The 25,569-nt window shown below is 66.7% G+C and carries 30 protein-coding genes and 1 pseudogene; 13 read left to right on the top strand and 18 right to left on the bottom strand.

The features are described 5' to 3' along the window. Positions 1 to 252 precede the first annotated feature (252 nt). A complete protein-coding gene (locus QH290_RS07795; protein ID WP_280382385.1) occupies positions 253 to 888 on the bottom strand; it encodes a TetR/AcrR family transcriptional regulator in 636 nt (211 codons plus the stop codon). Positions 889 to 996: 108 nt separating this feature from the next. On the opposite strand from QH290_RS07795, the gene QH290_RS07790 reads away from it, so the two are divergent. Beyond that, positions 997 to 1,929, top strand: a complete 933-nt coding sequence (locus QH290_RS07790) for an oxygenase MpaB family protein (RefSeq protein WP_280382384.1) — start codon at positions 997 to 999, stop codon at positions 1,927 to 1,929. A 3-nt stretch (positions 1,930 to 1,932) separates the two neighbouring features. Here QH290_RS07790 and QH290_RS07785 read toward each other — a convergent pair whose 3' ends face one another. Further along, positions 1,933 to 4,014: a phosphocholine-specific phospholipase C gene (locus QH290_RS07785; protein ID WP_280382383.1), complete on the bottom strand. Its 2,082-nt coding sequence runs from the start codon at positions 4,012 to 4,014 to the stop codon at positions 1,933 to 1,935. Positions 4,015 to 4,191: 177 nt separating this feature from the next. Here QH290_RS07785 and trpS point away from each other — a divergent pair, with 177 nt between their 5' ends. Both trpS and yhjD read left to right on the top strand, forming a co-directional pair. Beyond that, a complete protein-coding gene (gene trpS, locus QH290_RS07780; protein ID WP_280263831.1) occupies positions 4,192 to 5,217 on the top strand; it encodes a tryptophan--tRNA ligase in 1,026 nt (341 codons plus the stop codon). A gap of 37 nt (positions 5,218 to 5,254) precedes the next feature. After that, entirely contained in the window at positions 5,255 to 6,265 is a 1,011-nt protein-coding gene (gene yhjD, locus QH290_RS07775) for an inner membrane protein YhjD (RefSeq protein ID WP_280263833.1), read from the top strand. 38 nt (positions 6,266 to 6,303) lie between these two features. Here the strand turns inward: yhjD and QH290_RS07770 are convergent, their stop codons facing one another. Genes QH290_RS07770 through QH290_RS07755 form a run of 4 tightly spaced genes read right to left on the bottom strand, consistent with a single transcriptional unit; the run spans position 6,304 to position 9,411 of the window. Then, positions 6,304 to 7,026: an ESX secretion-associated protein EspG gene (locus QH290_RS07770; protein ID WP_280382381.1), complete on the bottom strand. Its 723-nt coding sequence runs from the start codon at positions 7,024 to 7,026 to the stop codon at positions 6,304 to 6,306. Continuing rightward, the gene (locus QH290_RS07765; RefSeq protein ID WP_280382380.1) at positions 7,023 to 8,408 is read right to left on the bottom strand and encodes a hypothetical protein; all 1,386 of its coding nucleotides are present in this window, start codon (positions 8,406 to 8,408) and stop codon (positions 7,023 to 7,025) included. The genes QH290_RS07770 and QH290_RS07765 overlap by 4 nt, the downstream gene beginning before the upstream one ends. Positions 8,409 to 8,410: 2 nt before the next feature. Continuing rightward, positions 8,411 to 9,013, bottom strand: a complete 603-nt coding sequence (locus tag QH290_RS07760) for a DUF3558 domain-containing protein (protein WP_280382378.1) — start codon at positions 9,011 to 9,013, stop codon at positions 8,411 to 8,413. Positions 9,014 to 9,042: 29 nt separating this feature from the next. Beyond that, positions 9,043 to 9,411, bottom strand: coding sequence for a hypothetical protein (locus tag QH290_RS07755; RefSeq protein WP_280382377.1), 369 nt, complete (start codon positions 9,409 to 9,411; stop codon positions 9,043 to 9,045). A gap of 220 nt (positions 9,412 to 9,631) precedes the next feature. On the opposite strand from QH290_RS07755, the gene QH290_RS07750 reads away from it, so the two are divergent. After that, positions 9,632 to 10,513 carry a helix-turn-helix domain-containing protein gene (locus QH290_RS07750; RefSeq protein WP_280382375.1) on the top strand — a complete coding sequence of 294 codons (882 nt, stop codon included), beginning with the start codon at positions 9,632 to 9,634 and terminating at the stop codon, positions 10,511 to 10,513. After that, a complete protein-coding gene (locus tag QH290_RS07745) occupies positions 10,513 to 10,713 on the top strand; it encodes a DUF397 domain-containing protein (protein ID WP_425303566.1) in 201 nt (66 codons plus the stop codon). The genes QH290_RS07750 and QH290_RS07745 overlap by 1 nt, the downstream gene beginning before the upstream one ends. 82 nt (positions 10,714 to 10,795) lie before the next feature. Here the strand turns inward: QH290_RS07745 and QH290_RS07740 are convergent, their stop codons facing one another. The 5 genes from QH290_RS07740 to QH290_RS07720 all read right to left on the bottom strand — a co-directional run bounded on the left by QH290_RS07740 (position 10,796) and on the right by QH290_RS07720 (position 14,637). Further along, the gene (locus tag QH290_RS07740; RefSeq protein WP_280382374.1) at positions 10,796 to 11,326 is read right to left on the bottom strand and encodes a hypothetical protein; all 531 of its coding nucleotides are present in this window, start codon (positions 11,324 to 11,326) and stop codon (positions 10,796 to 10,798) included. A 16-nt stretch (positions 11,327 to 11,342) separates the two neighbouring features. Beyond that, positions 11,343 to 12,554 carry a DUF6973 domain-containing protein gene (locus QH290_RS07735; RefSeq protein WP_280382373.1) on the bottom strand — a complete coding sequence of 404 codons (1,212 nt, stop codon included), beginning with the start codon at positions 12,552 to 12,554 and terminating at the stop codon, positions 11,343 to 11,345. Further along, entirely contained in the window at positions 12,551 to 12,853 is a 303-nt protein-coding gene (locus QH290_RS07730; RefSeq protein ID WP_280382372.1) for a type VII secretion target, read from the bottom strand. The genes QH290_RS07735 and QH290_RS07730 overlap by 4 nt, the downstream gene beginning before the upstream one ends. After that, positions 12,853 to 13,197 carry a YbaB/EbfC family nucleoid-associated protein gene (locus tag QH290_RS07725; RefSeq protein WP_280382371.1) on the bottom strand — a complete coding sequence of 115 codons (345 nt, stop codon included), beginning with the start codon at positions 13,195 to 13,197 and terminating at the stop codon, positions 12,853 to 12,855. Before QH290_RS07725 ends, QH290_RS07730 begins: the two co-directional genes overlap by 1 nt. Positions 13,198 to 13,272: 75 nt before the next feature. Continuing rightward, on the bottom strand, positions 13,273 to 14,637 hold the full coding sequence (locus tag QH290_RS07720; RefSeq protein ID WP_280382370.1) for a serine/threonine-protein kinase: 1,365 nt from the start codon (positions 14,635 to 14,637) through the stop codon (positions 13,273 to 13,275). A 164-nt stretch (positions 14,638 to 14,801) separates the two neighbouring features. Between QH290_RS07720 and QH290_RS07715 the strand changes: the two genes are divergently transcribed. Then, positions 14,802 to 16,418, top strand: a complete 1,617-nt coding sequence (locus QH290_RS07715; protein WP_280382369.1) for a serine/threonine-protein kinase — start codon at positions 14,802 to 14,804, stop codon at positions 16,416 to 16,418. A 76-nt stretch (positions 16,419 to 16,494) separates the two neighbouring features. On the opposite strand, the gene QH290_RS07710 is transcribed toward QH290_RS07715, so the two are convergent. Next, positions 16,495 to 17,298: an LLM class flavin-dependent oxidoreductase gene (locus QH290_RS07710; RefSeq protein ID WP_280263847.1), complete on the bottom strand. Its 804-nt coding sequence runs from the start codon at positions 17,296 to 17,298 to the stop codon at positions 16,495 to 16,497. 21 nt (positions 17,299 to 17,319) lie between these two features. Next, entirely contained in the window at positions 17,320 to 17,682 is a 363-nt protein-coding gene (locus QH290_RS07705; RefSeq protein ID WP_280263849.1) for an MmcQ/YjbR family DNA-binding protein, read from the bottom strand. Between the two features lie 181 nt (positions 17,683 to 17,863). Here QH290_RS07705 and QH290_RS07700 point away from each other — a divergent pair, with 181 nt between their 5' ends. From QH290_RS07700 to QH290_RS07690, 4 genes are all read left to right on the top strand, one after another. After that, the gene (locus QH290_RS07700; protein WP_280263851.1) at positions 17,864 to 18,268 is read left to right on the top strand and encodes a PPOX class F420-dependent oxidoreductase; all 405 of its coding nucleotides are present in this window, start codon (positions 17,864 to 17,866) and stop codon (positions 18,266 to 18,268) included. A gap of 98 nt (positions 18,269 to 18,366) precedes the next feature. Then, positions 18,367 to 19,404, top strand: coding sequence for a hypothetical protein (locus QH290_RS07695; protein ID WP_280382367.1), 1,038 nt, complete (start codon positions 18,367 to 18,369; stop codon positions 19,402 to 19,404). 10 nt (positions 19,405 to 19,414) lie between these two features. Further along, positions 19,415 to 19,717 (top strand): phosphotransferase-like protein, encoded by a 303-nt coding sequence (locus tag QH290_RS38030; protein ID WP_425303565.1) that lies wholly within the window; start codon positions 19,415 to 19,417, stop codon positions 19,715 to 19,717. Between the two features lie 140 nt (positions 19,718 to 19,857). Further along, positions 19,858 to 20,370 (top strand): DUF1062 domain-containing protein, encoded by a 513-nt coding sequence (locus tag QH290_RS07690; RefSeq protein ID WP_280382366.1) that lies wholly within the window; start codon positions 19,858 to 19,860, stop codon positions 20,368 to 20,370. Here the strand turns inward: QH290_RS07690 and QH290_RS07685 are convergent. Continuing rightward, positions 20,367 to 20,459, bottom strand: a pseudogene (locus QH290_RS07685) (DNA-binding response regulator); the annotation flags it as partial. The gene QH290_RS07690 and the pseudogene QH290_RS07685 sit on opposite strands and share 4 nt — an antisense overlap. On the opposite strand from QH290_RS07685, the gene QH290_RS07680 reads away from it, so the two are divergent. Continuing rightward, positions 20,460 to 20,633, top strand: coding sequence for a hypothetical protein (locus QH290_RS07680; protein ID WP_280382388.1), 174 nt, complete (start codon positions 20,460 to 20,462; stop codon positions 20,631 to 20,633). Positions 20,634 to 20,672: 39 nt separating this feature from the next. Here the strand turns inward: QH290_RS07680 and QH290_RS07675 are convergent, their stop codons facing one another. Next, positions 20,673 to 21,593 carry an NADP-dependent oxidoreductase gene (locus tag QH290_RS07675; protein WP_280382365.1) on the bottom strand — a complete coding sequence of 307 codons (921 nt, stop codon included), beginning with the start codon at positions 21,591 to 21,593 and terminating at the stop codon, positions 20,673 to 20,675. Between the two features lie 157 nt (positions 21,594 to 21,750). On the opposite strand from QH290_RS07675, the gene QH290_RS07670 reads away from it, so the two are divergent. After that, positions 21,751 to 22,626, top strand: coding sequence for a polysaccharide deacetylase family protein (locus QH290_RS07670; protein ID WP_280382364.1), 876 nt, complete (start codon positions 21,751 to 21,753; stop codon positions 22,624 to 22,626). A gap of 37 nt (positions 22,627 to 22,663) precedes the next feature. Here the strand turns inward: QH290_RS07670 and QH290_RS07665 are convergent, their stop codons facing one another. Continuing rightward, positions 22,664 to 23,380, bottom strand: coding sequence for a MerR family transcriptional regulator (locus QH290_RS07665; protein ID WP_280382363.1), 717 nt, complete (start codon positions 23,378 to 23,380; stop codon positions 22,664 to 22,666). Between the two features lie 63 nt (positions 23,381 to 23,443). Between QH290_RS07665 and QH290_RS07660 the strand changes: the two genes are divergently transcribed. Continuing rightward, positions 23,444 to 23,905, top strand: a complete 462-nt coding sequence (locus tag QH290_RS07660) for a DUF6194 family protein (RefSeq protein ID WP_280263866.1) — start codon at positions 23,444 to 23,446, stop codon at positions 23,903 to 23,905. A gap of 61 nt (positions 23,906 to 23,966) precedes the next feature. Here the strand turns inward: QH290_RS07660 and QH290_RS07655 are convergent, their stop codons facing one another. Further along, entirely contained in the window at positions 23,967 to 24,167 is a 201-nt protein-coding gene (locus tag QH290_RS07655) for a hypothetical protein (protein WP_280263868.1), read from the bottom strand. A gap of 93 nt (positions 24,168 to 24,260) precedes the next feature. Further along, entirely contained in the window at positions 24,261 to 25,556 is a 1,296-nt protein-coding gene (locus QH290_RS07650; protein WP_425303567.1) for a D-alanyl-D-alanine carboxypeptidase family protein, read from the bottom strand. Between the last annotated feature and the right edge of the window lie 13 nt (positions 25,557 to 25,569).

Genomic DNA, 25,569 nt, shown 5'->3' with positions numbered 1-25,569 from the left:
CTTTGCCCCCCGCTCCCACCCCGGGCCCCGGCCGGGGGGGCCCCCCCCCCCCCCCCCCCGGGCGCCCCCCCCGCCCCGGGGCCCCGCGGGGGGCCCCCCCCCCCGGCCGCACGGCGCACCCACGGCGACACCTGCCGCGATCCCAATTCCCGCAAATGCGAGACGGATTCCCTTACGCATAACCTGCCTTTCAAAGCATCTACCGTCTGCAGCAAGATAGATTAGGGCATTCCCGGCAGTGAAAGTTCGGGGTCAGCGGAGCCGGTCGGCGAGGTCTTCGGCGAGTAGGACGAAGACGTCGGTGGTGTGGTCGATGAGGTCCGCGCGGGACATGGGCAGGTCGCCCTGCAGCCAGCTGGTCAGGGTCTGGACGAGGCCGCCGACCAGGTAGGTGGCGCGGAAGCCGATCACGGGGTCGGGGTCGGGGGTGGTGAGCCCGTAGAAGTCGATGCCTTGGGTGGCAACGAGATTCGCGAACGAGCGAATGGTCTCCAGTGTGCGCGAGCGCAGTTCCGGCGTGGCCGCGCTGACGATCGCCGCCACCCGGGCCTTGCGCGGGTCGTCGGTCAGCACGTGGATCCCGGCGGCGATCGCCGCGTGCGCCATGCCCCGGGTGTCGCCGGGCGCGGTCTGCAGCGCCACCACGATCGCCCCGGCCAACTCCTCGGCGATGCCGTCGAACAGCGCGATCAGCACGGCATCGCGGCTGTCGAACTGCTCGTAGTAGTAGCGCTCGTTGAGCCCCGCCTGCGCGCACAACCCCGCGACGGTGAGCTTCTCCAGCCCCTGGTTGCCGATGATCTCCAGCGCGGCCTCGAGCAGCGCGCCCCGCCGCTGGGCCCGGCGCTCCTCCGCCGAGACCCCGCCGTACGTCCGTTGCGCCGCCACGGTCCGATTGTGTCACGGCGACCGCAACGGCAATTCTGGCACGGCCTCTTGCCAGATACCCAATTCTGGTGGATTCTATTGCCAGATGTTGTGGACGAGGAGGCAACGATGCCCGATCCCGGTTACTTCGCCGACGATTCGATGATTCGGCGGGTCATGCGCAAGCGGGCGGTGGGGCTCACCTATGGGCAGCGCGCGCTGGTGATCGGCGCGGTCCATCCGCTGCTGTACGTCGGCACCGCCGAGAACACCGAGCACCGGACCACGCCCTACACCCGGCTCGCGCTGACCGGACGCCTGTTCGAGGCGGTCTTCCTGGGCAGCCGGGAGGAGGCCGACCGGGCGCTGGCGTTCACGCGCAAAAAGCATGTGCGAGTGCAGGGTTCGCTGCCCGAGGACGCGGGTGCGCGCTATCCCGCCGGTAGCGGATACTCCGCCATGGACCCGCATCTGATGTTCATGACGATGGCCTTCACCTTCGATTCGGCCGAGGTGATGTACGACCTGCTGGTCCGCAAGCTGACCGCGGGCGAGCGTGAGGACCTCTACCAGGACTACGTGCGCTGGGGGGAGCTGTTCGGCATGCCGCGCGCGGCCGCCCCCGCGAGCTACCCGGCCTTCCGCCGCTACTTCGACGACTACCTGGCCTCCGACGAACCGCACCTCACCGACGAGGCCCGCCTGGTCGGCGCCTACCTGGCGGGCAAACAGGTGCCCTATCCCATGCCGATGCCCCTGCACCAGGTCACCTCGAGCGTCTTCCTGCTGATCCAGGGCAGCCTGCCGCCCCGCATCCGCGCCATGTACGGAATCGACTGGGGCGCAAGGGAAGAACTGGCCTACCGCACCGTCGCCCGCGGCGTCCGCACGGCACACATCACCTTCCCGCTCTCCCCGCGCCCGCTACGCACCACCCTCGCGGGCCCCAGCGCCCCGGTCTACCGCCTGCTCACCAAGCGCGAACATGCCCTGGTGAAATCGGGCCGCCCCAGCATGCCGGGAGTGGACCCGCTCAACCACGCCCAACGCCACGCGGGTTAGGCATCAATCGCCGCTGACGCCCGGTCTGCCGTCCTCCACCCGCCCCGTGATGCGGCGGCGGAAATCGGGGTCGCGGGGGGCCGTGACTTCCACGTCGTACCAGCCGTTTCGGGTGGGCCAGGGGAGGGTCAGGGTGCCGTTGGCGATGAGGTCGATGCGCTGGTGGGTGCCGTCGTAGCGTAGCGGGGTGGCGACCAGCGCCACCGCGCGTTTGCCGTGGTTGGTCAGCGTCAGCTTCAGGTCCGAACCCGATGGGGCCGTGGAGAATTCGACGCCGGAGGCGGCACCGGAGACCGTTCCGCGCAGCTCGAACCAGAATCGGTTGGGGCCCTGGACGGCGAGGTCGTAGCCGCCGTCCACGTCGAACCTCTCGATCAGTTCCTCGGTGACGTCGTAGTGCAGGGGAGCGGTGGCCTCACCGCTGAACGGGTATACCGCGAAATGTGCCGACGCCGCACCGGAATTGGCCAGCGTGACCCGCAGCGTCGATCTGGTCAGCACAGCGGAGACCGCGGGCTGATACGGCAGCGGACGCGCGGGCCGCGAGCCGGGCTCCTGCTCCGGTAGCGACTGCGTGGTCGGCGGTGCGGGCTTCCATCGTTCGATCGGCGGCGGAACCTCCTCGGGCTCAGCGAGTTTCGGCGGCGTCCCCACGGTCGAGAAATCGAAGACCGAACTCAGATCCCCGCACACGGTCCGCCGCCACTCGCTGATATTCGGCTCCCGCACCCCGGTCCACAACTCCAGGAACCGCAGCACCGACGTGTGATCGAAAACCTCGGAATCGACGAATCCGCCGATGGTCCACGGCGAGACCACCGTCATCGGCACCCGCGGCCCGAGCCCGATGGCCTTGCCGTCGTACCAGTCCTCGCCCGGCCCCGGCGGCACCGGCGACGCCACATGGTCGAAGTAGCCGTCGTTCTCGTCGAAACTGATGAAAATGGCTGTCTTGGACCAGGTTTCGGGATCGGAGGCGACGATATCGAGCAGCCGGTAGATCAGGGTGGCGCTGCCCAGCGGCGTCGATCCCGACGGATGCTCGCTGTCCTTCTCCGGCGGCACCAGCCAGCTGACCCTCGGCAGCCGCCGCTCCCGAATGTCCGCGGCAACCCGTCGCAGCAGCGTGCCCGGCTCACTGCGATACATCGCCCGGTCGAACAGGCTGCGCTCGCCCGCGCTCAGCTTCTCCCGCGCCGCCGCCAGCTGACCCAGCAGCCGCCGCTGCTCGTCGGCGGGCTTGTCCACCAGCGCCTCGTAGAACTTCTCCGTCGTCGCAAAACCCCCGTCGACCTCGGCGAGCAGCTTGGCCCCGATCCGTTTGAACGGCACGAAGTACTCCACAGAATTGTCGGTGAAGTTGTCCCACTCCTGATAGATCTGCCACGAGACACCCGCGGCCTCGAGCCGTTCGGGATAGGTGGTCCAGTCGTAGCCCGGATGGTCCGCGCCGTAGGCGTCGTTGTCGACCGCGCGCCGGTCGGTGCCCGGCTCGTATCCGGTGGTCCCGGTGAAGAAGTAGTTGCGATTCGGGTTGGTGCCGCCGAACAGCGAGCAGTGATAGGCATCGCACAGGGTGAAGGTGTCGGCCAGCTCGTACTGCAGCGGCAGGTCCCGGCGCTCGTAATAGGTCATGGTCGCCGCGGTCTTCGCCGGAATCCAGCCGTCCCACCAGCCGCGTGCCCACGCCGCGGTGCTGCCGTTCCATTCGTGGTCGAGGCTGTCGAGGTACTGGATATCGCTGTCGGGCCGCCCCGCCCGCAGCGCCGCCTCATGCAGCGAGAACGGCAGCACCGCCGCGCCCGGCACCGAGGTCGGCTGGTGAAAGACCGAGGCGCCGTTGCGTAGTCGCAGCGGCACGGCGTCGGAGAAGCCGCGCACACCCCGCAGCGATCCGTAGTAGTGATCGAAGGAGCGGTTCTCCTGCATCAGCAGGATCACGTGCTCGATGGCGCCCAGCCCGCCCGGCGGCATGGGCGCGGCCATGGCGCGATGCAGCGACGGCGGCAGCAGCGACATCGTGGCCGACCCGGCGGCGAGCGTGAGGGCGGAGCCGAGCACATGTCGTCGCGAGAGGCCGGGCACGCGCGGCAGTGCACCAGCGACACGCGGACGCCCGGTAATCGCGGCACGATCGGAAGGTGAACTCGACATTGCTATCTCTGGACGCCTGACCATGTTTCTAGCCGTTTGCTGAACCTTAGCGGATGCCGGTCAGGTGGTGCCGACGATCCGCCGTTCCCGGCATGCGAAGATCTGAGCATGTCGAGTCCTGTCACGTCCGGTGAACGCAAGCAGCGGGTCCTGTCCGGGATCCAGCCGACCAGCGATTCCTTCCACCTCGGCAACTACCTTGGCGCGCTGCAGTATTGGGTGCGGCTGCAGGACGACTACGACGCCCTGTACTTCATCCCCGACATGCACGCGATCACCGTCCCGCAGGACCCGAAGCAACTGCGCAACCGTACCAAGCGGGCGGCCGCGCAGCTGCTGGCGCTGGGCATCGACCCCAAGCGCTCGACGCTGTTCGTGCAGAGCCAGGTCCCCGAGCACGCCGAGCTGACCTGGGTGCTCAACTGCATCACCGGCTTCGGCGAGGCCAGTCGGATGACCCAGTTCAAGGACAAATCGCTCAAGCAGGGCGCCGAGAACGCGACCGTCGGCCTGTTCACCTATCCGGTCCTGATGGCCGCCGACATCCTGCTGTACCGGGCGCATCAGGTCCCCGTCGGCGAGGATCAGCGCCAGCACCTGGAGCTGACCCGGAACCTGGCGCAGCGGTTCAACACCCGGTTCAAGAAGACCTTCGTGGTCCCCGAGGCGCACATCGTCACCGGTACCGCGAAGATCTACGACCTGCAGGATCCGACCTCGAAGATGAGCAAGTCGGCGGCCACCGACGCGGGCCTGCTGAACCTGCTCGACGACCCGAAGGTCTCGGCGAAGAAGATCCGGTCCGCGGTCACCGATACCGAGCGCGAGATCCGCTACGACCCCGAGCAGAAGCCGGGTGTGAGCAATCTCCTGGTAATCCTCTCCTCGCTCACGGATACGCCGGTCGTCACCCTCGAGCAGGACTATGCGGGTAAGGGCTACGGCGACCTCAAGGGCGATGTGGCCGACGCACTGGTCGAATTTGTCACGCCGCTGCAGGCGAAGGTGCAAGAGTATCTGGACGACCAGGGCGAGCTCGACCGCATCCTCGGCACCGGTGCCGAGCGCGCTCGGGAAATCGCTGGCAACACCCTCGCGCAGGTGTACGAGCGGGTGGGCTTCCTGCCCCGCTGACCGTCCGCCGCGCGGGGGACGGGTTCCGGGAGGACGGGTGTTCGGCAAGGTCAAGACGCGCATCGAGCGCGAGGTCCAGGCGCGGCCGTGGCTGGACCATGCCATCCGCGCGGGTGGGCGATATCAGCGCCAGCGCGGCGACTACTTCGCCGCCGGGATCACGTATTTCACTGTGCTGTCGCTGTTTCCGCTGCTGATGGTGGGTTTCGCGGCGGCCGGTTTCGTGCTGTCCCGCAACCCGGACCTGCTGCGGGAGGCGCAGGAGAAGATCGTCTCGAACATCCCGGGCTCCTTCGGCGGCCAGCTGACCGACCTCATGGATCAGGCGATCCGATCGCGCACGGGCGTCGGCGTGATCGGCCTGGCCGGGGCGCTGTACGCCGGGCTCGGCTGGATGGCCAATCTGCGCGCGGCACTCACCGAACAGTGGGAACAGAAAGTGCCGGAAGGCAATTGGGTCGGCACCAAGGTGTCGGACCTGCTCGCGCTGCTGGGCCTGGGGCTGGCGATGGTGGCGTCGCTGGGCCTGTCGGCGCTGGCGAGCAGCGGCCTGGGCAAGGACCTGCTGGCCCTGGTCAACCTCGAAAACGCCCCCGGCGTAGGCGTTCTGCTCACCATCTTGTCGCTGGTGCTGGCGGTCCTGGCCACGTGGGCGGTGTTCGCCTGGATGATCGCCCGCCTGCCCCGGCAGCCGGTGACGCTGATGAGCGCGGCGAAGGCGGCCCTGCTCGCCGCGCTGGCCTTCGAGATCTGGAAGCAGATCGCGAGCCTCTACCTGAAGTCGGTGCTGTCCAGCCCCGCCGGTGTCGCCTTCGGTCCGATCATCGGCCTGATGGTCTTCGCCTACTTCACCGCCCGCATCATCCTGTTCGCGACAGCCTGGGCGGCGACGGCCCGCGAGAACGAGCCCGAGCCCGAAACCCCTGCTCCCGCCCCGGCGGTCATCGCGCCGCGGGTGACGGCCGGAATGTCGGCGCGCACGGGTGCGGCGCTGTTCGGGGCGGGGGCGGTGCTGGGGGCATTGGTGGGAATTCGCCGAAAGGGTTGAGCCGCAAGCCCTCCCTCTGATTCCGCGCCGAACGCCGGTCAGTCGGGCTGATGCCGATCCTGCTGTGCCATGCGGGCCAGCTCGCGGCGGATGGTCTGCTGGGAGCAGGGCTCGATGTGAAAGTCGTTGTGCTGCTGGCGGTGCACGTAGCGGCCGTCGCCCTCGACGTCGAACCAGCTGAGGTACTGCGGCGGCTGCGGGCGCGCGGTCTGCAGGCCGCGCAGCACCTCGATGTGGCCCGAGCCGATGCGCGGCGCCCGGAGCAGGCGGCGCATGCGATCGGTGGTGGTTTCCTTTGTGCCGGTCCAGGATTCGAGGCTGGTGCGGATCTTGTCGAAGCTCTCCACCATGGCCGGATGCCGCCCCGGCGGAACATCGCCGAGGACGGCCGCGAACACCTTGGGCACGATCGCCGGGGAGCCGACCTCGACCACGACATTGCCGCCGAAGTCGTCGGTGAGCCCCGGCCGCTGCACCATGGTGACGCCGACCGTGGTGTCGATCGCGCCGTAGGCGCGCACCGGCCGCCTGCGCTTGCCCACGATCACCAGCGACACGGCCGGATTCGCCGCCACCCGCAGCACGGCCGACAGGTCCGGATCGCCGCCCAGCGGCAGCCGCTCCCGCAGATCCTGTGCCAGCCGCGAGAATTCGCTCTGCCAGCGCACCGACGAGATCAACTTCAGCGGGAACGGATACCGGTCCTTACCGGTCTCGTTCCACAGATGCATGAACTCGTCCGGGGTGAACTCCCACTTCACCCCCGGCGGCCCTCACCGCTGTCCGGATAAGACTGCGCCGCAGGGATATCCGCGCCGATCGCCTGCGGGACCGTGCGTTCGCGTGGGCCCAGCAGCTCCTCCTCGCGGTCGGTGACGAGGTAGTCCGGGGTCTTGCGCTCGGATTCGGAGTCCTCGTTCTTCCGCGCGCCCGCGCCCGCCCCCATCGGCATGCCGCCCATTCCCGGGGTACCGGGCTTGCCCATGCCTGGGGCGGAAGCCGCTGCGGCAGCGGGATTTCCGGCGCCGGGGACGCCGGTGGTGCTGCGTCCCGGGCCGCCGCTGCCGGAACCGCCCGCTCCGCCCGCGCCGCCGCCGAAACCGCCCCGGCCACCGCCACCACCACCGAAACCTCCGCCGCCGATGCCCGCGGCAGTCGACGGGTTGGCGCTGGCCGCAGTCGTGCTGGTGCCCTGCTGGCCTTGGGAAGTGCCTTGATTGCCTTGCCCGCCACCAGAATTCGTGGAATCGCCCGCCGAGGCCGTGCTCGCGGCATCCGTGGGCGACTGCTGCTCGCCGGTCCCGGCCTGCTCCCCGCCGGTCCCCTCGGGATTGCTCCCCGCACCACCCGCCCCGCTCCCGGAGCCACCGGTCCCGTTGTCACCGTTACCTCCGGTGCCGGGATTCCAGCCGCCGGTATCAGGGCCGCTGCCGCCGGGAGACTCTACCGGGACGAAGGTAGGGACGCCCTGGCCTGCGGGGCGGTATGTCGGTTCGTAGTTAGCCTGCATCACGCGGATGGCCTCACGATAGAGGTCTTCCTCGGAGCGGCCGCTCGTCATGGCGGCCGCGGGTGATTCGGCACCGATCTGCGCCAGTACCGCGGGAATTCCGGGCGGGGCCGACGCGGCCGATCCCCCATCTGCTTTGGGCGGCGGGACGGACCGCTTGACGGCCTCGGCGCCGAATGCGGCCGTCTCGATCCGAAGCCCGACGGCTTTGATTACCTCCTGCACATCCGTTCCCTGCTGGACGAACTTCTTTGCGGCGTCCAAAGCAGCGTCGCCGAGCTTTCCCTGGAATCCGTCGGAGAGCGCCTTCTGAATGGAGAGGTTGAGGCCGAAGAGCGCGCCGCCCAAGCCAGCGGAGATTTCGCCCCACTTCTTGCCAGCCGTGCGCATCGCGTCGGGCACCATCTTCTGAGAGTCGTCGTAGATCTTCTGGTGCGGGATATGAGTCCACTGCTCGAGATCTGGGATGTAATCGGGATCGGTACTGGTGAAGCCGAGCTGACTCTGCATATGCTGCGAGCCGCGCTGGGTCTGTTGGGACTGCTGGATGGCACGGGCAGCCGCGGGGTCGATCCCGGTTAGCGCGCCCAACAACGCCTGCCCGGGGTCCAGAGGTTGATTGTCGCCGGTCATGATCAGTTGTCCTTGCCGATTGTCGGCTCGATGGCTGTGGCGATGTCGAGCAGGCCGTCGCAGGGCTTCATGTCTTGACCCAAGCCATTGATGGTCAGTGTCGACAGGATGCTGACTATGCCGGACTTGGTGCGTAGGTCGATGGCGCAACCGTCTGCGAGGCCGGGGTCGCGCACCCATATTGCTTCTCTGCCGTTGACGACCAGTGGCTCGCTCCAGTCGCTGTTCTTCTTGAGGTCTTCATCCCACGTTGCGTTCCCAGACAGAACCGACAAGTTGCGTGTTTTCGATTTGAAGCGGCAGTTCAAGAAGGTGATCTCGGCGATCTGGTCGCCGGGTCGGTTTCGGCTGCTGGCGTCGAAACCCGCTCGGGCGATCACGTCGTCCGGTATCCATGTGCAGGGGTCGTATACGACCTCTGGGCGGCCGTACTGCTTCTGAGGTGGCGGCTGAAGTGCTGACGCAGTCAACGTCGGCTGCGGGGCGCGCGGTCCTGAGCCCGGGCTGATCGACGGGGTCGCGCTCGCGTTTTGGGAAGTGCTATCTGTCGAGTTGCCATTGTTCGAGGTGCACCCGACGGCAACAGCAGTGATGGCAGCCAGCACCGTGATGCACAGTCCACGTCGCTTGTGTGTCACTTTCGCAGTCCCGCTTCCGCCGCCTTGATCGCCAGCTTGTTCATGTTCTCCGCTTCCTCGATGCGCCCGCCCGCGTGCAGATACGCCGCAGCCATCCGCAAGGCGGCCTCCCGCAAACCTCTGAGCGCCTCCGTCAGCTTCACGCCTTTGTCTTGGAATCCGCGCTGCAGGTGCAAGGCGGAATCGAAACCACCGAACCCGCTTAGAACATGCAGCATGGCCGTGTCAGCGACCAAGTCATCCATAGACTCCGCGAAGCGCTGAAAGATCTCTGCGCAGCGCTGCGCAGCCCCCTCCTCCATCTGGAACGTCCCCGCCACAGCCTGTTGGTAAAGCCCGTTCGCCGTCGACTGCCCCACATCCATCGACAGGCCCTCCCTTCGTGCTCGGTCGCCTACCTTACTGGACGCACTGTCAGGGCGATTGGTTCCCCCAACTTGCGGATTTGACGTCCGATCGGGGCCGAAAATGCAATGCTTCCTGGTGTTATGCGGGGATTGAATGGAGATCCTCGGTGATGCGGGAGTACGGGGGTTGCAGCGTGGTGAGCTGGCTCGACCTATAAGAAACCTGAGGGAGGCGGGGATGTCCGAGACCGGTTCGACGCTGGCACGTCGGCAGCTGGGCAAGTACTTGCGGGAGGGGAGGGAAGAGTGCGGCCTGACATTGCAGCAGGCCGCCGCACTGATCGAACGCAGCGCCAGCACGCTGCAGCGGATCGAGAAGGGTGCGGTGGCACATCTTCGTGACGTGGACCTCGAGGCGCTGTGCAGGATCTATGGGTTCGACGAGGACCGCACGGCTGCAATGAAGGCCCTTGCGGCACAAGGTAACGAAGACAGTTGGTGGTGCGAGTACGGCGATCTGATGCCGCCGAAATTCGACTTCTATGTCGGCTTGGAGGCGGCCGCACGGCGTCTGACGACCTATGAACCTGAGCTTGTACCTGGACTCCTCCAGACGCCGGGCTACGCAAGCACGCTGATTCGGTCGGTCTACCCTGAAGACGGTCCTGAGGAGCATGCTCGGCGAGTGCAACTGCGCATGCGCCGCCAGCTCAGGATCACGAGGAAGTATCAACCGGCAACGCTCGAGGTCATTCTGCGGGAGTCGGTGCTTCGCTCCACGGTTGGAGGAGCGAAGGTCATGTTCGCTCAGCTCAAGCATCTGGCAGACATCGGGACTCTTGCCAACGTCACACTGCAGGTTCTGCCGTACAGCGCTGGCTTCCCGCTGGGAGTCGCAGTTGGCCCCTTCGTGCTTCTCGACTTCGGCGTGGACAGCCGCGGACGGCTGATCGAGCCGCCGGTCGCCTATGCGGAATGTTTCACTGGGGACCTCTATCTCGCTAAATCAAGCGCTATTCAGCGCTACCATCAGGCTTACGAAAGCCTCAGGCGAAGTGCGATGGATGTGACCGCCAGCCGTGCGTTGCTGAGGCAGATGGCGAAGGAGTACGGATCCTGATGGCTGATTTGTCGGATGCAAAGTGGTTCAAGAGTAGCCGCAGCGGAGGGGATAAGAACTGCGTCGAAGCCGCCTTCCTCCCCAACGACCTTGTCGGCGTTCGCGACTCGAAGAACCCCTCCGGCCCCGCGCTGATCTTCACCGCAGCCGAGTGGTCCAGCTTCACCACCGCCCTCGACAGCGGCCGTTTCGACCTCTGACCCGACCGCTGGCACGCCGGTCCTGTCGGTGCTCGGCCGTCGTCCTGCGCCACGGGCACCAACCAGCAGCCTTGTCGCAGATTCACGCTGGCCGGAGCTGCGGGTACTGGCCGGGAACAGGGGTCAATGTGGCATCCGGTGTCAGCGCACTTCCCTTGGTAAGAGCGAAGACCTGGTCGAAGTTGTAGCTCCAGTCGATTGTCTGGAGGGGTTGGTTTCCCTTCAGGAACAAGTAGTACCCGCGCTGCGGTCCGTCCCCGTCGGAGCTACGTGGTTTCGGTGCATTCTTCCAGCAGATCCCCGAAGTGCCTGCGAGAGCGTTGATTTGGTCGGCCTTGGTGTTCTGGGGAATGTCGACCATGCGGTCCCAGCCGTCGTTCCAGCCCGCCGCGCGCGCGATGTCGCCGAGCGTCGTGGGCGCGGGCGCCTCCGCAGCCTGTTTTGCCCTCTCCTTGAAGCTGACCCGCGATCCGAGGTTCTCCTTGGCAGGTGACAGGTCGAAGGTCGACGTACACCCGTCGCCGGATTCGGTGCCGCCCGAGCGGTCGAGGAGGCCGCACCCCGCACTGGCCAACAGGGCGCCGACTGCGAAGGCGGCGATCGTATTCTTCATCGTTGTCACGTTGCGCTCACTTCTTCCCGGGCAGCGGAACACCGACGCCGGGCGGTGGGCCGGTCTGCGCTTCGCCGACCCGATTGCTCCAGGTGATCTGCGCCGGTTTCGGTTGCCCATCAGGGGTCTTGTTCTCGATGACGGTCAGGTTTCCGTTCGACAGTTCGGTCTTGATCAGCTGTTGCAGCTCTTCGGGAGACGCATCCGGGTTGGCGAGCGCGACATTGCGGCCGACCTGGTTGTTGTAGAGGTCCATCGCTTCGCGCTGCGGGGTGTTGCCGCCGGTCTTCTCGTGTGCGGTGGTGAAGGTTTCGGTCCAGTCCTCACCGTACTTCTGGGTCATCAACGCATTCCAGTACGCGTGCCGGAACGCGTCGCCTTGGCCGTCGGCGGTGGACGCCGGGAACTGTTCCTCGGCCGCGTTCTTGGCGTCTTCGGTGAGCTGGTATTGCTGCCAGACACCCCATGCTCCGTGGTCGCGCATCAGCGTCTTCATCGCGTCGATTTCCTCCTCCGTCATCAGCGAAGGCTCGAAGTCGGATTTGAACACGCGGATGGCATCGAGCTCCCAGCCCGTCGGCCACAGTTGAGGTTCTTCGGTCGACGCGTCGGTCTGGAAGTCGCGCAGAATCGCGGCCAGCTTCGGGTCGTCGGGCGTGACGACCAATCCTTCTTTCACCGAGTCGGACAGCTTTTCGAGCAGTCGGACGAACTTCTCCGCGCCCTCCTGATCGGCTACCTGGATATTGTCGAGTGCCCCTTGGATGGCGCTGGTCAGCTGATGGGTCGTCAGCTCCTTCGCAGCGACCGCGGCGCTGCCGAACGGGAAGTATTCCTTGGAGGTCTCCCAGTTCGACTTGTGCGACAAGACCTCACCGTCGTCGGCGACGAACAGGTCCCACCGCGATTCCTCCGCCTCGGCCTTCTTGTCCCGGATGGTGTCGATGTTGTCAGCTATGTCCTCCGCCAGCGAGAGGCACATCTTTCCCATCTCTTCCAGCACGTCGGCCGTGGTGAAGGTGGTGTCGCGGTCGGTGATCGCGCGGGTGCGCGCGGCATCGCCGGCTTCGCCTTCGAAATAGTCGCGGGAGCGATCGACCTTGTCCGCTGCGCCCTTGGCCTCTTGGTCGACAGCCTGGCTCACCGTCGAAATTGTGGTGGCCGTTGCCTTGGCGGGGCTCAGGTCCCAGCTCAGAACCGTCGGAACGGTCAATGACTCCACGCTCATCGTGGACCCTCCACCTGGCGAAGCTCACCCGCGCTGTTCTGCTCGCTGGCCTCGAACGCAGCTGCCGACTTGTCGAGATCGTCACAGAACCCGCGCATCCGGCGGACGTGGTAGTCGAGCACCGTGTCCATCGCCTGCAGCGACTCCTCGACCTTGACCGCGAAATTGGAGTCCAGCATCTTCACTCGAGCCTCGTCACGACTGGCCTTCGCGATCGGTGCCTTGCCTGCCAACGTATCCGCGTTCGTGCGTACGTCCTTGGCCAGCTCGCGTATCTTGCCAGCGTCGATGTTGACCATCAGCGATCCCGATCCCACTCGAACCGACCATGTTGCGGCGCTTCGTAATACGAGTCGGATCGACCGAACCGAGTTGGCGGGCTGTCGTTCTCCCGGTTGTCGAACACTCGGGTGGCTTCCGACTCGGCCTCGGCCAATGCCGCGCGATGACGATCGACGATCAGTGACGCCAGACGGTCCGGGCCATTCTCCATCGCATAATCCGCGAGGTACAGACTGGTGATCCGGCCGCCCACATCTGTCTCGATCGCCACGCTGCCATCGGTCGACCGCGCCGAACCACGGATCCCGGCTAGCCTCTCGTTGATCCGCTGGATCTCGAATGCCCGATCACTGCTGGTCATGACTGTTGTTTCCCCTCCCTGACGAACCGGCGATAAGACTACAGGCACGTTCGGGGCAAAGTGATACCGGCGATGTCACTTCACCGGGTCCAGTTTGCTGCACAGCCACCGGTCGCCGACTTTCTCCATCGTCAGCACCACCGAGATCTGCTTGGAGGTCTCGCTCTGGCCGTTCGCCTCGCTGGAGGCGACTTGGTCGAGTACTACGGCGACCTCTGCGCGGTCGGGGTCCGCGTTCTTCAGGAAGCACTGAGCGGACTTCACATGCTGTCGCCCGCGGGTTCTGATCATGTTGTCCCGGAGGGCTGGGTAACTCGAGTCCCAACTGGATTTGAAGCTGCCCGTAGCGCCTTCGGCGACATTCGATTCCAGGGTGGAGGGATCGGTGTAATCATAGGTCGCGACCTTGGTGGCGAAGTCACATGCTGCTTGCCGCGCGGCTTCGCCGGCGTCTTCCACGCGGCTGGTGCTCCACTGGCTATAGGCGAGATAGCCTCCGGCTGCGGTGCCGCCACCCAGGACGAGGGCGCCTGCGGCGACGGCGGCCATCTTGCCCCACCGCCGGTTGGGCGACGGGTCGGCAATCGGTGCCGCCGAACTGCCACCGGCCAGCGCATGATGTGCGGCAGCCGCCAACTCGCCACAGCTCGAGAACCTCTCGTCGCGATTCTTTGCGAGCGCGCGAGCGATGACGGTATCGAAACCGGCTGGTAGCCAGGGGTTCTGCTGGCTCGGTTGGGGCACGGGAAGGTTCAGGTGACCGTGAATGAGCTGCCCGGTGGTTGTCCCAGGGAAGGGGATGACACCGGTAATCATGTGGAAGAGTGTGCAGCCGAGCGCGTAAACGTCTGCGCGGTGGTCGATTCTGGTTACGCCGTCGAACTGCTCCGGTGCCGCATACTGGAAGCTGGCGTACAGCTCTCCGGTACGTGTGAGGTTGTTCGTCTGGTCGAGTGCTTTCGCAATCCCGAAATCGGCCAGAAAGACCTGTTCGGGGGATGTGTTCGCCAGCAGGACATTGGCGGGCTTCACATCACGATGCAGGACCCCCGAATGATGGGCGAAATCAAGTGCCTTCGCCGTTTCGCGGACGATATGGACGGCATGCTCGGGGTGCAGTGGACCGTTGCGTAGCAACGCGGCGACATCGGTCCCGTCGATGTACTGCATAGCCATCCACAGCCGGTCGTGCTCCTGGCCGCGGGCGTAGACGGTCACGATGTTCGGGTGGGCCAGGCGCGCGGCAGTATCCGCTTCACGAAGGAATCTGGCGTGGGCGTCGTCATCACCGGCCACCGTATGGTTTAGCACCTTCAGCGCGGTGAATCGAGGAAGGTCGCGGTCGTGAGCCAGATAGACCTCGCCCATGCCGCCCGCTCCGAGCAACCGCTCGATTCGGTAGCCAGCGAAAACCTGTCCCTGCCCGAGTGTTTGGCTCACCTGCCGATACCTCCCGCCCACATGTTCGCGATCACCCTACTGCACCGCGGGGGGACGGCAGCAGCACAGCATCCGGGATGGGCTGTCGGCATCGGTACCATGCGATCGTTCGCGGTGTAGGGTCGCCGCACAGTGCTGCTGTCGAATTCGTACGGGGGTATCCGGTGCTCAGTACTGGTGATATCTGCGCAGGCTACGTCATCGAGCGCGTGCTGGGACGAGGCGGCATGGGCTCGGTGTACTTGGCTCGCCATCCTCGTCTCCCGCGGTATGTGGCATTGAAGCTGCTGAATCGCGAGATGTTCTCGGACAACGAAATACGTGCACGCTTCGAACGTGAAGCCGATGTTGTCGCCAAACTGGACCATCCGGGCATCGTCGCGGTCCACGATCGTGGAGTCGAGGGTGAACAGCCGTGGATCGCGATGCAGTACATCGACGGCAGCGATGCCGGTGCGCTCGACCCGGCGGCGCTTCCGCCCGAACATGCGATAGAGATCATCGATCAGATCGCCGCAGCACTCGATTACGCACATGGCCTCGGCGTACTGCACCGGGATGTCAAACCGGCGAATATCCTTCTGGCGCAAGGTGTCAGCGGTAGTCGGGTCTTTCTCACGGACTTCGGAATCGCCCGTATCCGTGGCGAAACCGGCCACTTGACGCGGACCGGCGCTGTCAACGCGACACTCGCCTACGCGTCACCAGAACAACTGACCGGAATCGCGCTGGACCATCGCACGGACCAATACTCGTTGGCCTGCACCCTATTCTGGCTGTTGACGGGGCAGACGCCATTTCAGTCGTTGAACCCCGCGGCCGTTATCAAAGGCCATCTTCAGGAGCGCCCACCCGCGTTGAGTACGCTCCGGCCGGGTATACCGGCAGCTCTGGATGCCGTATTCGCTCGTGCGTTGGCTAAGCGGGCGGACGCGCGTTTCGCCTCTTGTACGGAGTTCGTCGCGGAGGTTCGGCGTGCTTTGCTGTTTCCCGCAACGGCGCCGCCGACCGTTTCCTATTCGCTCGAGCCTCCGATCAGTGCGCCGCCGGTGCTTCCGGTGCCCGCAGCACCGGCGGCCGGATTGCGTCCGCCGATCGTCGAACGTTCTACGCGTTCGAGGCGGATGGCGGTTCTTGTCGGTGGAGCTGTGGCGCTCGTGATCGCAATCGGGGTTGCGGTGGGTCTCGCGGCCGGTCTTCTGGATGATTCCTCGAATCGGCGGAACTCCGAAGCTTCCAGCGGGGCAGCGGCTTCGGCGAGCACGGTCAATACCGACGAGCAGCGGAACGCTGCGGAGTCCGAGTCTGCCCTGCAGTCGCTGAGCAGTAAGTTTCCGAGCATGGTGCCAGCCGTCACGACTGCGAGCGGCCAACGGAAGGGTTATCAAGACACCGAATGTATGGCAGACGCAAGGTACTGGCATCCCAACCGCCGGGAGGAACCAGAACTCGGTAACTGGGTCGCGGCCTGGAACTGTGTCGGAGGGAATGGAGATGCGGCCTTCAAGCTGATCTCCTATCGCTCATCGCAGGATGTGCAGGTGATGGTCGATGCTCTTCCGCCTCATGACCAATCCAGTGATGCGAGTGGCGGCCGGGTATCCACCCGTCACAGCTATCTTCGATCTGGTACGACCGGAACCCAGACGGCAACCCTCATCGTCACGTTCCTCGATGATCCAGACCGTGGCAACACGGTCCTGTATCCGATTCCGAAATGGTCAGGGCCGCAGCAGATGGACAAGCTGAACGGCTGGTTGCAGTCTGCGCCGTTGAATTAACGACATCGCTTCACCGCCGCCCTCGGCTGCGGCCGCTTCGATCGTTGAGGTGAATCGACTCGCCTCGTCCCTCCGCCTATCGCCCGGTGAGTTCCGCGACGACCGGAGCGAACTGGTCGGCGAAGGCGGCTCCGAAGACGAAGTACGAGAAGCCGAACTCCTCTCGGCGCCGCTGGATTTCCTCGATGGCGGCCGCCGGATCCTCCGGAAGGGTTGTGAGGGCATCGGCGGCGTGCACTGCGGCGGTGTCGGCGTCGGGAGGTCCCATATGTGCCGCGATCGCGTCACCGATGACCGGCACCGCGAGCGCGAGTTCGATCTCGGGGTTGGCCCGGAAATCCTCTGTGAGCCGGGCGACTTCGGCCCGGGGCTGATACAGCAGCGGGAAGGTGACCGTATCCGCGACCTCGGCCGCCAATGCCCGGCCCTTCGGGCCGTATACCGCCATCGCCACGGGCGTATGGCGGTCGGGGCCGTCGAAATCTCTTAGGGCCCTGACGGTTTCACGTATCCGCTCCAGCCGCTCGTCCGGCGGTACCGCGGGCATACCCTTGTCGCGGAGTTCGTCGTCGATGTCCGGCCTTCCGGTGCCGATGCCCATCTCGAAACGTCCCTCGGTCAGCAGCGACAGCGAATGCGCCTCCCACGCCGTCAGCCAGGCCGGGCGAAACGGAGAGGCGTACACCCACGAACCCACCCGCAGGTCGGTCTCGGCCGCGACGGTGGCCAGCATGGGGCCGGGCGCGGGCTGCGTGAGCGGGAAGTCGGGCACCAGTAGCGTCGAGTAGCCGCTGTCGGCGATGCGGTGCACGCGGTCCCGCCACGTCTTCAGGTCGGTCATGAGCGGGGCGACGACCCCGAATCGGATTGGTCTGGTCATGGCTACTTCCTCTTTCGTGATTCATCCGTGCGGCCCGTGGGGGTGCGCGAGATCGTAAGCGCGGGAAAGCTTCTTGGGGACGACCATGCGCCAGGCGTCGACGACGAGTTCGCGGGCCTCGGCCGGGTCCAGGGCCGCGAGGTCGCAGCGGATCCAGTTGAAGCGCATATCCGACTCCGACGGCAGCTGAAACTTGTGCGGCTCGCTCGCGACGAGCGCGGCCCGCTCCTCCTTGGGGTAGGCGAACTCCATCACCGTCTCGTCGAGGGAGAACGCCACGTACACGATCTGCTTGACGCGGAACTTCAACCTGCCCCGGACATAGACCCGGTACGAGCGCTCCAACTCGGCGCCCAGCGGGCTGACGTCCTCGATCACGGCCATGGTCGGAATCCTGTCTTTCGGTTCATCCGGAGATATCGACGGGGGGAGCCGCCGGAACTCATCGGTGCAGGGCCGCAGCCGCCTGAAATCTAGCAGCGCTAGACAACGTAGCGAGCGGGTGCTACCGTTGCTCCTGCATCTAGCGACGCTAGATTCCAGTGATCCACGAGGAGTGACCGACATGATCTTCACCGCCAACGAACAGCAGTTCCTCGCCGAGGCCGGGCTCGGTCGGCTGGCCACGGTGTCGCCCGACGGTGTTGTCCAGAACAACCCGACCGTCTACCGGGTGAACGCCGACGGCACGATCGACATCGGGGGCATGCGCATGCGGGGCAGCCGGAAGTATCGCAATGTCGAGGCGGGCAGCCGGGTGTCGTTCGTCATCGACGAGCAGGTTTCCTTGGAGCCCTACGTGATTCGCGGCATCGAGGTGCGTGGCACGGCCGAGGCGCTCGAGGACGAGGAGCCGCCGTTTCCGCCGCAGGAGCGCGCGGTCATCCGAATCCGGCCCGAACGGATCATCTCCTGGGGTATCGACGGCGGGTCCTTCGACTTCACCAGTCGCAGCGGCCTCGAAAACTGACGTGCGCGACTCGCGCTGTGTGAATTCGATCCAGGCGTTTCCCGCTGATCTTCCTCGAGTGGTGGGGGAGTGCCGGTGGGGCCGTTAGCGTTCGCTGAATGCGGAGGAGAATGCTCGCGGTGGTCGCGCTGGTGTGCGCGGGAATTAGTACAGTCTCGTGTTCGTCGGGCTCGCCCGGGCCGGTGGAGGGTGACGCCTCGCCGACTTCTCTTGCCCGGCAGCCGTATCCGGCGTTTCTCGACAGCGAGGCCAGGGCGGCCGTGGCGTACCGCGATACGCTTCGGCCCCTGGACCCCTGTGGATTCCTCGATGAGGGTGCGGTGCGGAGCATCGGGGCGCCGGACTATTTCGGTGCCGACGGCGGGTTCGATCAATGCTCGGTGAAGTTCCGGAATCCGGTGGGCGCCAAGAGCATCGTGGGGGTCGGTGTGGCGATGGGACCGGGTGGACCCGCCACCTACGGCACACCGGTGCCGGTCGGCGGAACCACTGTGCGCGTGCACGATTCGGGTGACTTCTGTACGGCCTATCTGCGTTTCGACGACAGGGTGACGCTGCGGTTCTCGGTGACGACGAAAGGTGATTTCCTGGGCCGGGCGCCGCGGGTGGATCTGTGTCCCGAGGCCGCATCCATTGCGGCAGCGGCGGTTCCGCATCTCGCCGAGCGGCCGCTGCGCTCCGAATCCACGCGCGCACACATGAACACGAAACTGGCACGTCTCGATCCGTGCGCCGTGGTGGACGTGATCGCGCGCGATCATCCCCACCCGTGGGTGAACCCCTTGCCGACCCCTTGGAGCTGCAACCTGCAGCTCGACTACGGCGTCGACTCGACCAGCCGCCACATCGACTTCGCCTACGTCTCCGACGCGAGCCTCACCCGCAGCCCCGGCTCCAACGAAATAGCCTCGCGCATAATGGATCTCCCCTCGCTCGAGGAACCGGGCAGCCGAGGCACCCGATGGTCCGACACCTGCCAACTCCACGTAGGCACCGACCCAACCTGGACCCCGACCAAGGGCACCCACACCCGCAAAACCGAAGTGATCAGCGTGAGTACCCCCGCCGGTGGCTGCGACGCCGCCAGGGCCGTAGCCACCGAAGTAGTCCGCCTGTACAAACAACTACCCAACTGAAGCCCGGCCCGTGGCGACCTGGAATCCATGCGCCACCTCGTCGAATGCCCCGAAGCGCCAGGAGTTGCGCCATCGCGCGGTCGCGGCAATGGCCTCGGCGGGCAACGACATTGTCATGGACCACGTCCTCAGCGAGCCTTGGCGCCTTCGAGACTGCCTCGCCTTCCCGCCGACTGAGGTACGACGGTTGACCCGCGCCGTCGGTGCTCGAAAACCAATGGCGCATGGCCGCTTTGCGCCATTACCGTGCCGTCGAGACCAATCGACCCCAGGAATTGCCGTTGTACACCCAGTGAGTTCCCCCAGGCACTGATCGATCGCGCGCGTCGCAGTTGTGCGTCGCGTCGCTGATCGCTGCGGATTTCTCACTGAATCGGGTGTACTTCTATGCTCATACATTGGGTGGTCGTGCCTACCTGCCTTCCGCAGGTTCGCCGCCGATGCCACACGTGCGTGTCCGAACGCTTCCGGGCACACGGGAAGTTTCGCGTCAACGCACACCACAAGCTCATCGACGCGTGGATCCTCGCGATCTGCACCGGGTGCGGGGCCACCGCCAAGCTCACGGTCCTGGATCGGGTGAATGTGCACTCCATTCGACCGGAATTGCTGGACCGGCTGCATCGTAACGATCCCGACCTGACAGCCGAGTTGCTCCGAGATCCGTTCGTGCAGCGCCGAAATCGCATCGCCCTCGACTGGGACAACGCCTGGCGCCTCGACACCGGCGGAGTCGATCACCTCCCTCCGGGAGCGATCAATGTCTCGGTCCGCTTTGCGGCGCGAATCCCGCTCCGGCCGGTGCGGCTGATCGCCGACGGTTTCGGCCTCTCACGAGCCGAGGTCGAGAGGTTGATCGCCGAGGGCAGTCTCTCTTCGGCAATCCGGTTGCGGGGCATGATTTCCGGCGACTTCACATTCACGCTCGAGTGTGCATTCGGGACAACGTTCGGAAAGGAGCGCTAGCCTGAGCCGCGGCCTGGTACGGCAACGCCGGATTCGTAGGCGAGCACGACCAATTGGGCGCGGTCGCGGGCGGACAGTTTGGTGAGCAGATGGCGGGGCTGGATCCGAACTTCACGGTCGATGCCTGGGGTGGGCCGGGGTATCTGGGCGCCATGGCCTGCCACTACCTCGACGGCGCCCTGCTGATGGCCGCGGCGGCCGGTCTGCTCCATGTACTGCTGTTGCCGGTCGAGGATCGGCACCGGCGGATTGCCGACCGTTGATTCGGGCGGCCGACCGTCCGATTTGCGGCACCGGCACCGTTACGGCACCAGCACCACCTTCCCTCGCACCGTCCCGCTCTCGCCGAGTTCGTGGGCCTTGGCGGCATCGGTGAGCGGTAGCGTCCGATCCACCGAGGGGCGCAATCCGTCGCGGTCCACTGCCGCGGCGAGGGCGGTGAGGTCGGCGGGGGTGGGGGCGAGGTTGTGCTCTACGAAACGGCGCCCGGTCGCCGCCGCCTGTTCGCTGACGGCCGTGCGGTCGTATCCGATGCCCACCACATCGATCACTGTGCCGCCGGGCCGGAGCGTGGGCAGCGAGCGCAGTCCGACGTCGCCGCTGACGGTGTCCAACACCACGTCGACGTCGCGGAGGCGGGTGAAATCCTCCGTCGTGTGGTCGATCAGCTCGTCGGCGCCGAGCTGCCGCAGGAAGTCGTGCTTGGCCGCGCGAGCGGTCCCGATCACCTGGGCGCCACGGGATTTGGCGATCTGTACGGCGAGATGCCCGACCCCACCGGCCGCGCCGTGCACGAGGACGCGCTGCCCCTGCCGCACATCGGCCACCTGCACCAGGGCCTGCCAGGCGGTCAGCCCCGCGATGGGCAGGGCGGCGGCGTGCACATGATCGATGCTGGAGGGCTTGGTGGCGAGCGAATCCTCCGGCACGACAACGTAATCGGCGTAGGCGCCGTGCGGTGGTGTCACCCAGCCGTACACCTCGTCGCCGGGCCGGAAGGTTCCGTTCGACTCGGCGACCTCGCCGCTGAACTCGTGTCCCAGAGTGAACGGCGGATCACCGAACAGCCGCACGAACCCCGACCGCACCTTGCGGTCCGCCGGATTGACACCGACGGCCCGCACCCGCACCAGGACCTCACCCGGCCCGGGCACCGGCCGCTCGGCCTCGACAACCTCGAGCACCTCGGGCCCGCCGAGCGTGCGCTGACTGATCTTCCGCATAGCCATGCTGAATCGAACCGCGCCGACCGGATTTTGTTCCCACGGCCCGGGGCGCATGCCACACGACCTGGCCCGTCGCGTCGCGCCCGGCCCAGCTGTCCCATCCGTGTCCGCATATCGTTGCCGCGGTACCGAGCAATACCCGGAAGGACCGAGAATGGACAACGCCCTCTACGACTACAGCCCGATCGTCGACAGGGAACCGATCCGCTGGCCGGGCGATGCCCGCGTGGCGTTCTACGTCGGCCTGAATATCGAGCACTTCCACATCGATGCCCCCTCCACCAGCCTCAACGAGGCCACCGCGGGGCTGGTACCCGACCCGCTGAACTACGGCTGGCGCGACTACGGTCCGCGCGTGGGCATCTGGCGGATCGCCGAAATCCTCGACAGGCACGGCATTCGCGCCAGCGCCCTGCTCAATTCCGCTGTGTGCCAACGGTATCCGCAGATCATCAGCGCGGGCCGGGAGCGCGGCTGGGCGTGGCTGGCGCACGGCCGCGACAACTCCACCCTGCAGTCGGCCGTCGCCGACGAGGAGCGGGCCTACCTCACCGACGTGGTCGAGACCATCGAGAAGGCGACCGGGCAGCGGCCGCGCGGCTGGCTGGGACCCGCGCTCAGCGAAACCTTCGACACCCCGGCCCTGCTCGCCGAACTCGGGCTCACCTACATCCTCGACTGGACCGCCGACGACCAGCCTTTCCGGCTGAATGTGCCTGGGCTGCTGAGTGTTCCGTACTCGGTGGAACTCAACGACCTCGGCCTGTTCACGATGAAGAGCTTCACCGGGCCGGACTTCGTGCAGATCGTCAAGGACCAATTCGATCAGCTGTACGCCGATTCCGCCGACAGCGGCCGGGTGATGGCGCTCGCGCTGCATCCCTTCGTCAGCGGCCAGGCCTATCGCGCCAAGTACCTGGACCAGGCCCTGGAATACATCGCCGGTCATCCCGGCGTCTGGCTGACCACCAGCGACGAAATCGCCGACCACTTCGCCGCGACCCAGCAGGACTCCCCGGGAACCGCCTGATCTTCGGCCCGTCGGATCCGCTGCGCTGCCAGTGTCCTTACGGCCTCTGAGGTTGGAGCACAACGGAATTCAGTTCGGCGGCCGCCGTCAGCAGGGCCCGGGATCGCGCCTCGATACTCGCGTCCCGGGCCTCGAGCCCCGCGAGGATTCCGCCGCGGTGGGTGCCCCGCAATTCCGGCAGCAGCGCTTGCAGGTGCGCGATGCGATATCCCGCCAGCCGCAGTTGGTGCACGATCCGGGCGTCGCGGACGTCATCCGGTGTGTAACTGCGTGTTCGGTGACCGGCGCGGCCGGGCACGACCAATCCGACGGCGTCCCAGTGCCGCAGCGTGGAGGGGCGGACGCCGAGCGCGTCGGCCAGTTGCGTGATGCTCATCGCGTCCGAGGACCGCACATCGCCGATCGGCTCCGCGGCGATCGACCGGGCGGCCGTCTTGGCGGCGGCGAGGTCGCGGCGCTCCCGGTCCAGCCGCGCATGCGCCGCATCCAGCAGGGCCAGCAGGTCCGCGATCGGGCGCGTGTGTGCGGCGCGCATGATCGTCTTGGCCTCGACGGGCCCGGTGCCTACGGCCAGCGCGCGATACGCCCGCGCCGAGCGCACATGGGACTCGTCGTAGATCCGATAGCCGGTGCGGGTGCGCGCGACCGGCGGCAGCACCCCGTCGCGCTCGAGATTGCGAATCTGCTGCACGGAGTACCCCGCGCGGCGCGCGACCGCCGCGGTCCGCAAATCCGGGGAGTTGCGACTTCCCACTCGACGACCTCCGCGTTACCGACAACAAGCCTCCACAAGCACTTCAATGTAACGCTGGAAGACATGAGTATCGACGAGATCATCGAGTTCATCGAGTCGCTCGGCGGGGTGCTGACGCTGCGGCCCGGACCCGGCGACGGCACCCCCGAGATCGCGTGGGGAGACGCGTTCTTCTACTACGCGCCCGACGGTCAGGTCCCGACCACCGGCCAGCCCTTCGCGACGATCGTGACCAAGGACTACCCCGACGACACCGCCTCCCGCCTGAACCGCCCCGATGCCTTCCGCCTGAACATCAGCGCGGGCAAGGAAGCCTTCATCGAATGGACGGGCCATACCCCTCGCGAAACCCCTGCCGTCGACGCGAGCGCCACCGATACCGTGCTCCCGCACCCGGTCTACGGGAGCGCCGCCTGGCTCGCCATCGTGAACCCCGGCCCCTCCACCGAGGCCCCGGCGCGAGAACTGCTCCGCGCCGCCCATGATCGAGCCCGGTCGCGGTACGAGCGCCGCGCCGAACGGTAGGGCTCGTGCCCAGAAACCTTGGGGAGCAGGGGTTTACACTCCCCAAGGCCCCACATCCGGATCAGCGTCCGGAGTGGCTGTGCTGCCCGCCGCGGGACTTGGCCTCGGTCGGCTGGGCGGCGGCACCCTTCTTGCCTGCTTCCGAAGGGTCGGCGCTGTTGGGCTGGCCGAAGCTGCCGGAGCTCGCCCGGCCACCCTTGTGGGCCTGCTTCGCGGTGTCCGGCCGGTTGCCGAACTGGCCCGGATTCTTCGGGTTCGCCATCAGGTTCTCCTCTGTCCGGTTTTCTGCGTGAGCCTGGCAAGCGGCTCGTTCCGCGAGTGCCCGGACGTGCGCAGGCCAAACGGCGCGCACGAGTTACCGGCGTGGCCTGCCGGACAGCCGCCACCCGGCCACGGCGAGCACCAGCGCGGCCGCCAGACCGCCGATGATCAACACGGTCAGCAGATTCTCGTTGTGCTCCTCGGCCGGTGCCGCGGCGCCGGTGTCGCGCGGCGGCGGAGAGGCAAGGGTCACATTGGTATTCGACGCCGCGCTGTCGTCGGGAAGCGAACCCACCGTCGCGTCGGAGGCGAGTGCGAAGCCGTAGTCCAGCAGCCGCGCCGCCTGCTCGGGCGGGCGGATCGGGCGCACGTCGGCCTGTAGCAGCGTGACGACCAGGCGGTGGCCGTTGCGTTCGGCCGCGTTGACGAAGGTCTGACGGGCGTCGTCGGTGTAGCCGGTCTTGCCGCCGAGCGTGCCCTCGTAGTCGTAGAGCAGGCGGTTGTCGTTGGCGATGGGGAAACCCGGATGATCCTCGTCGCCGGGGATCTGCGGGTTGGCGGGGAAGCCGGGGAAGTCGATCTGTTCGGTGTGGATCAGCTCGGCGAAGGTGGGGATGGTCATGGCCTCGCGGAACAGCGCGGCCAGATCGTAGGCCGAGGTGCTCATCCCCGGGCCGTCCAGCCCGGACGGGGTCGCGGCGCGAGTGTCCAAGGCGTGCAACCGTTCCGCCAGCTCGTTCATCTTGGCGACGGTGGCCTTCTCGCCGCCGAGCTGGGTGGCGATGGCGTGCGCGGCGTCATTGCCCGAGGCCATGATCAGGCCCTGCATCAGCTGCCGGTTGGTGTAGCGGCCGCCCGGGCCGATGCCGACTCGGGTGCCGTCGGCGTTCGCGTCCTCCTGCGTGCCGATCACCACCTTGTCCAGGTCGAGGCTGCGCAGCGCGACGGCGGCCAGCAGCACCTTTATGGTCGACGCGGGGCGGTAGCGACCGTGCGGATCCTTCGCCGCGAGGACGCGGCCGGTGTCGAGATCCGCGATCAGCCACGCGGTGGCCGAGATGTCCGGAGGCACCGGCCCGGCGCCGTCCGGCAGCACCACGCCGCAGGCGCCGAGCCGGTCACCGCCGATCGGCGACGACGGCACGGGCAGCGGCGCCGGCGCGGTCTCGCCCGGCTCGGGCACCTCGGAGCTGTCGATGGCCGGCGGTGGCGCGGTCTTCTGCGGGCACGCGTCGGTGTTCGGCGTGGTGAACGGCGCCGTGGTGGGTGCGGGGGCGGCCGAGGCCGCCGGGGTTACGACGCCGATTCCGGGCAGGGCGGTGGCGCCGATGAGCGCGGTTTCCAGCGCCGCGGCCGCGGACGAGGTGGGGCGGCGGGCTCCTCGTTCCAGGAGGGTGCGGCGG

The organism is Nocardia wallacei, assembly GCF_029869545.1.
GTDB lineage: Bacteria > Actinomycetota > Actinomycetes > Mycobacteriales > Mycobacteriaceae > Nocardia > Nocardia wallacei_A.
The sequence above is the reverse complement of the archived record's forward strand: the minus strand, read 5'-3'. Positions and strand labels throughout refer to the sequence as shown.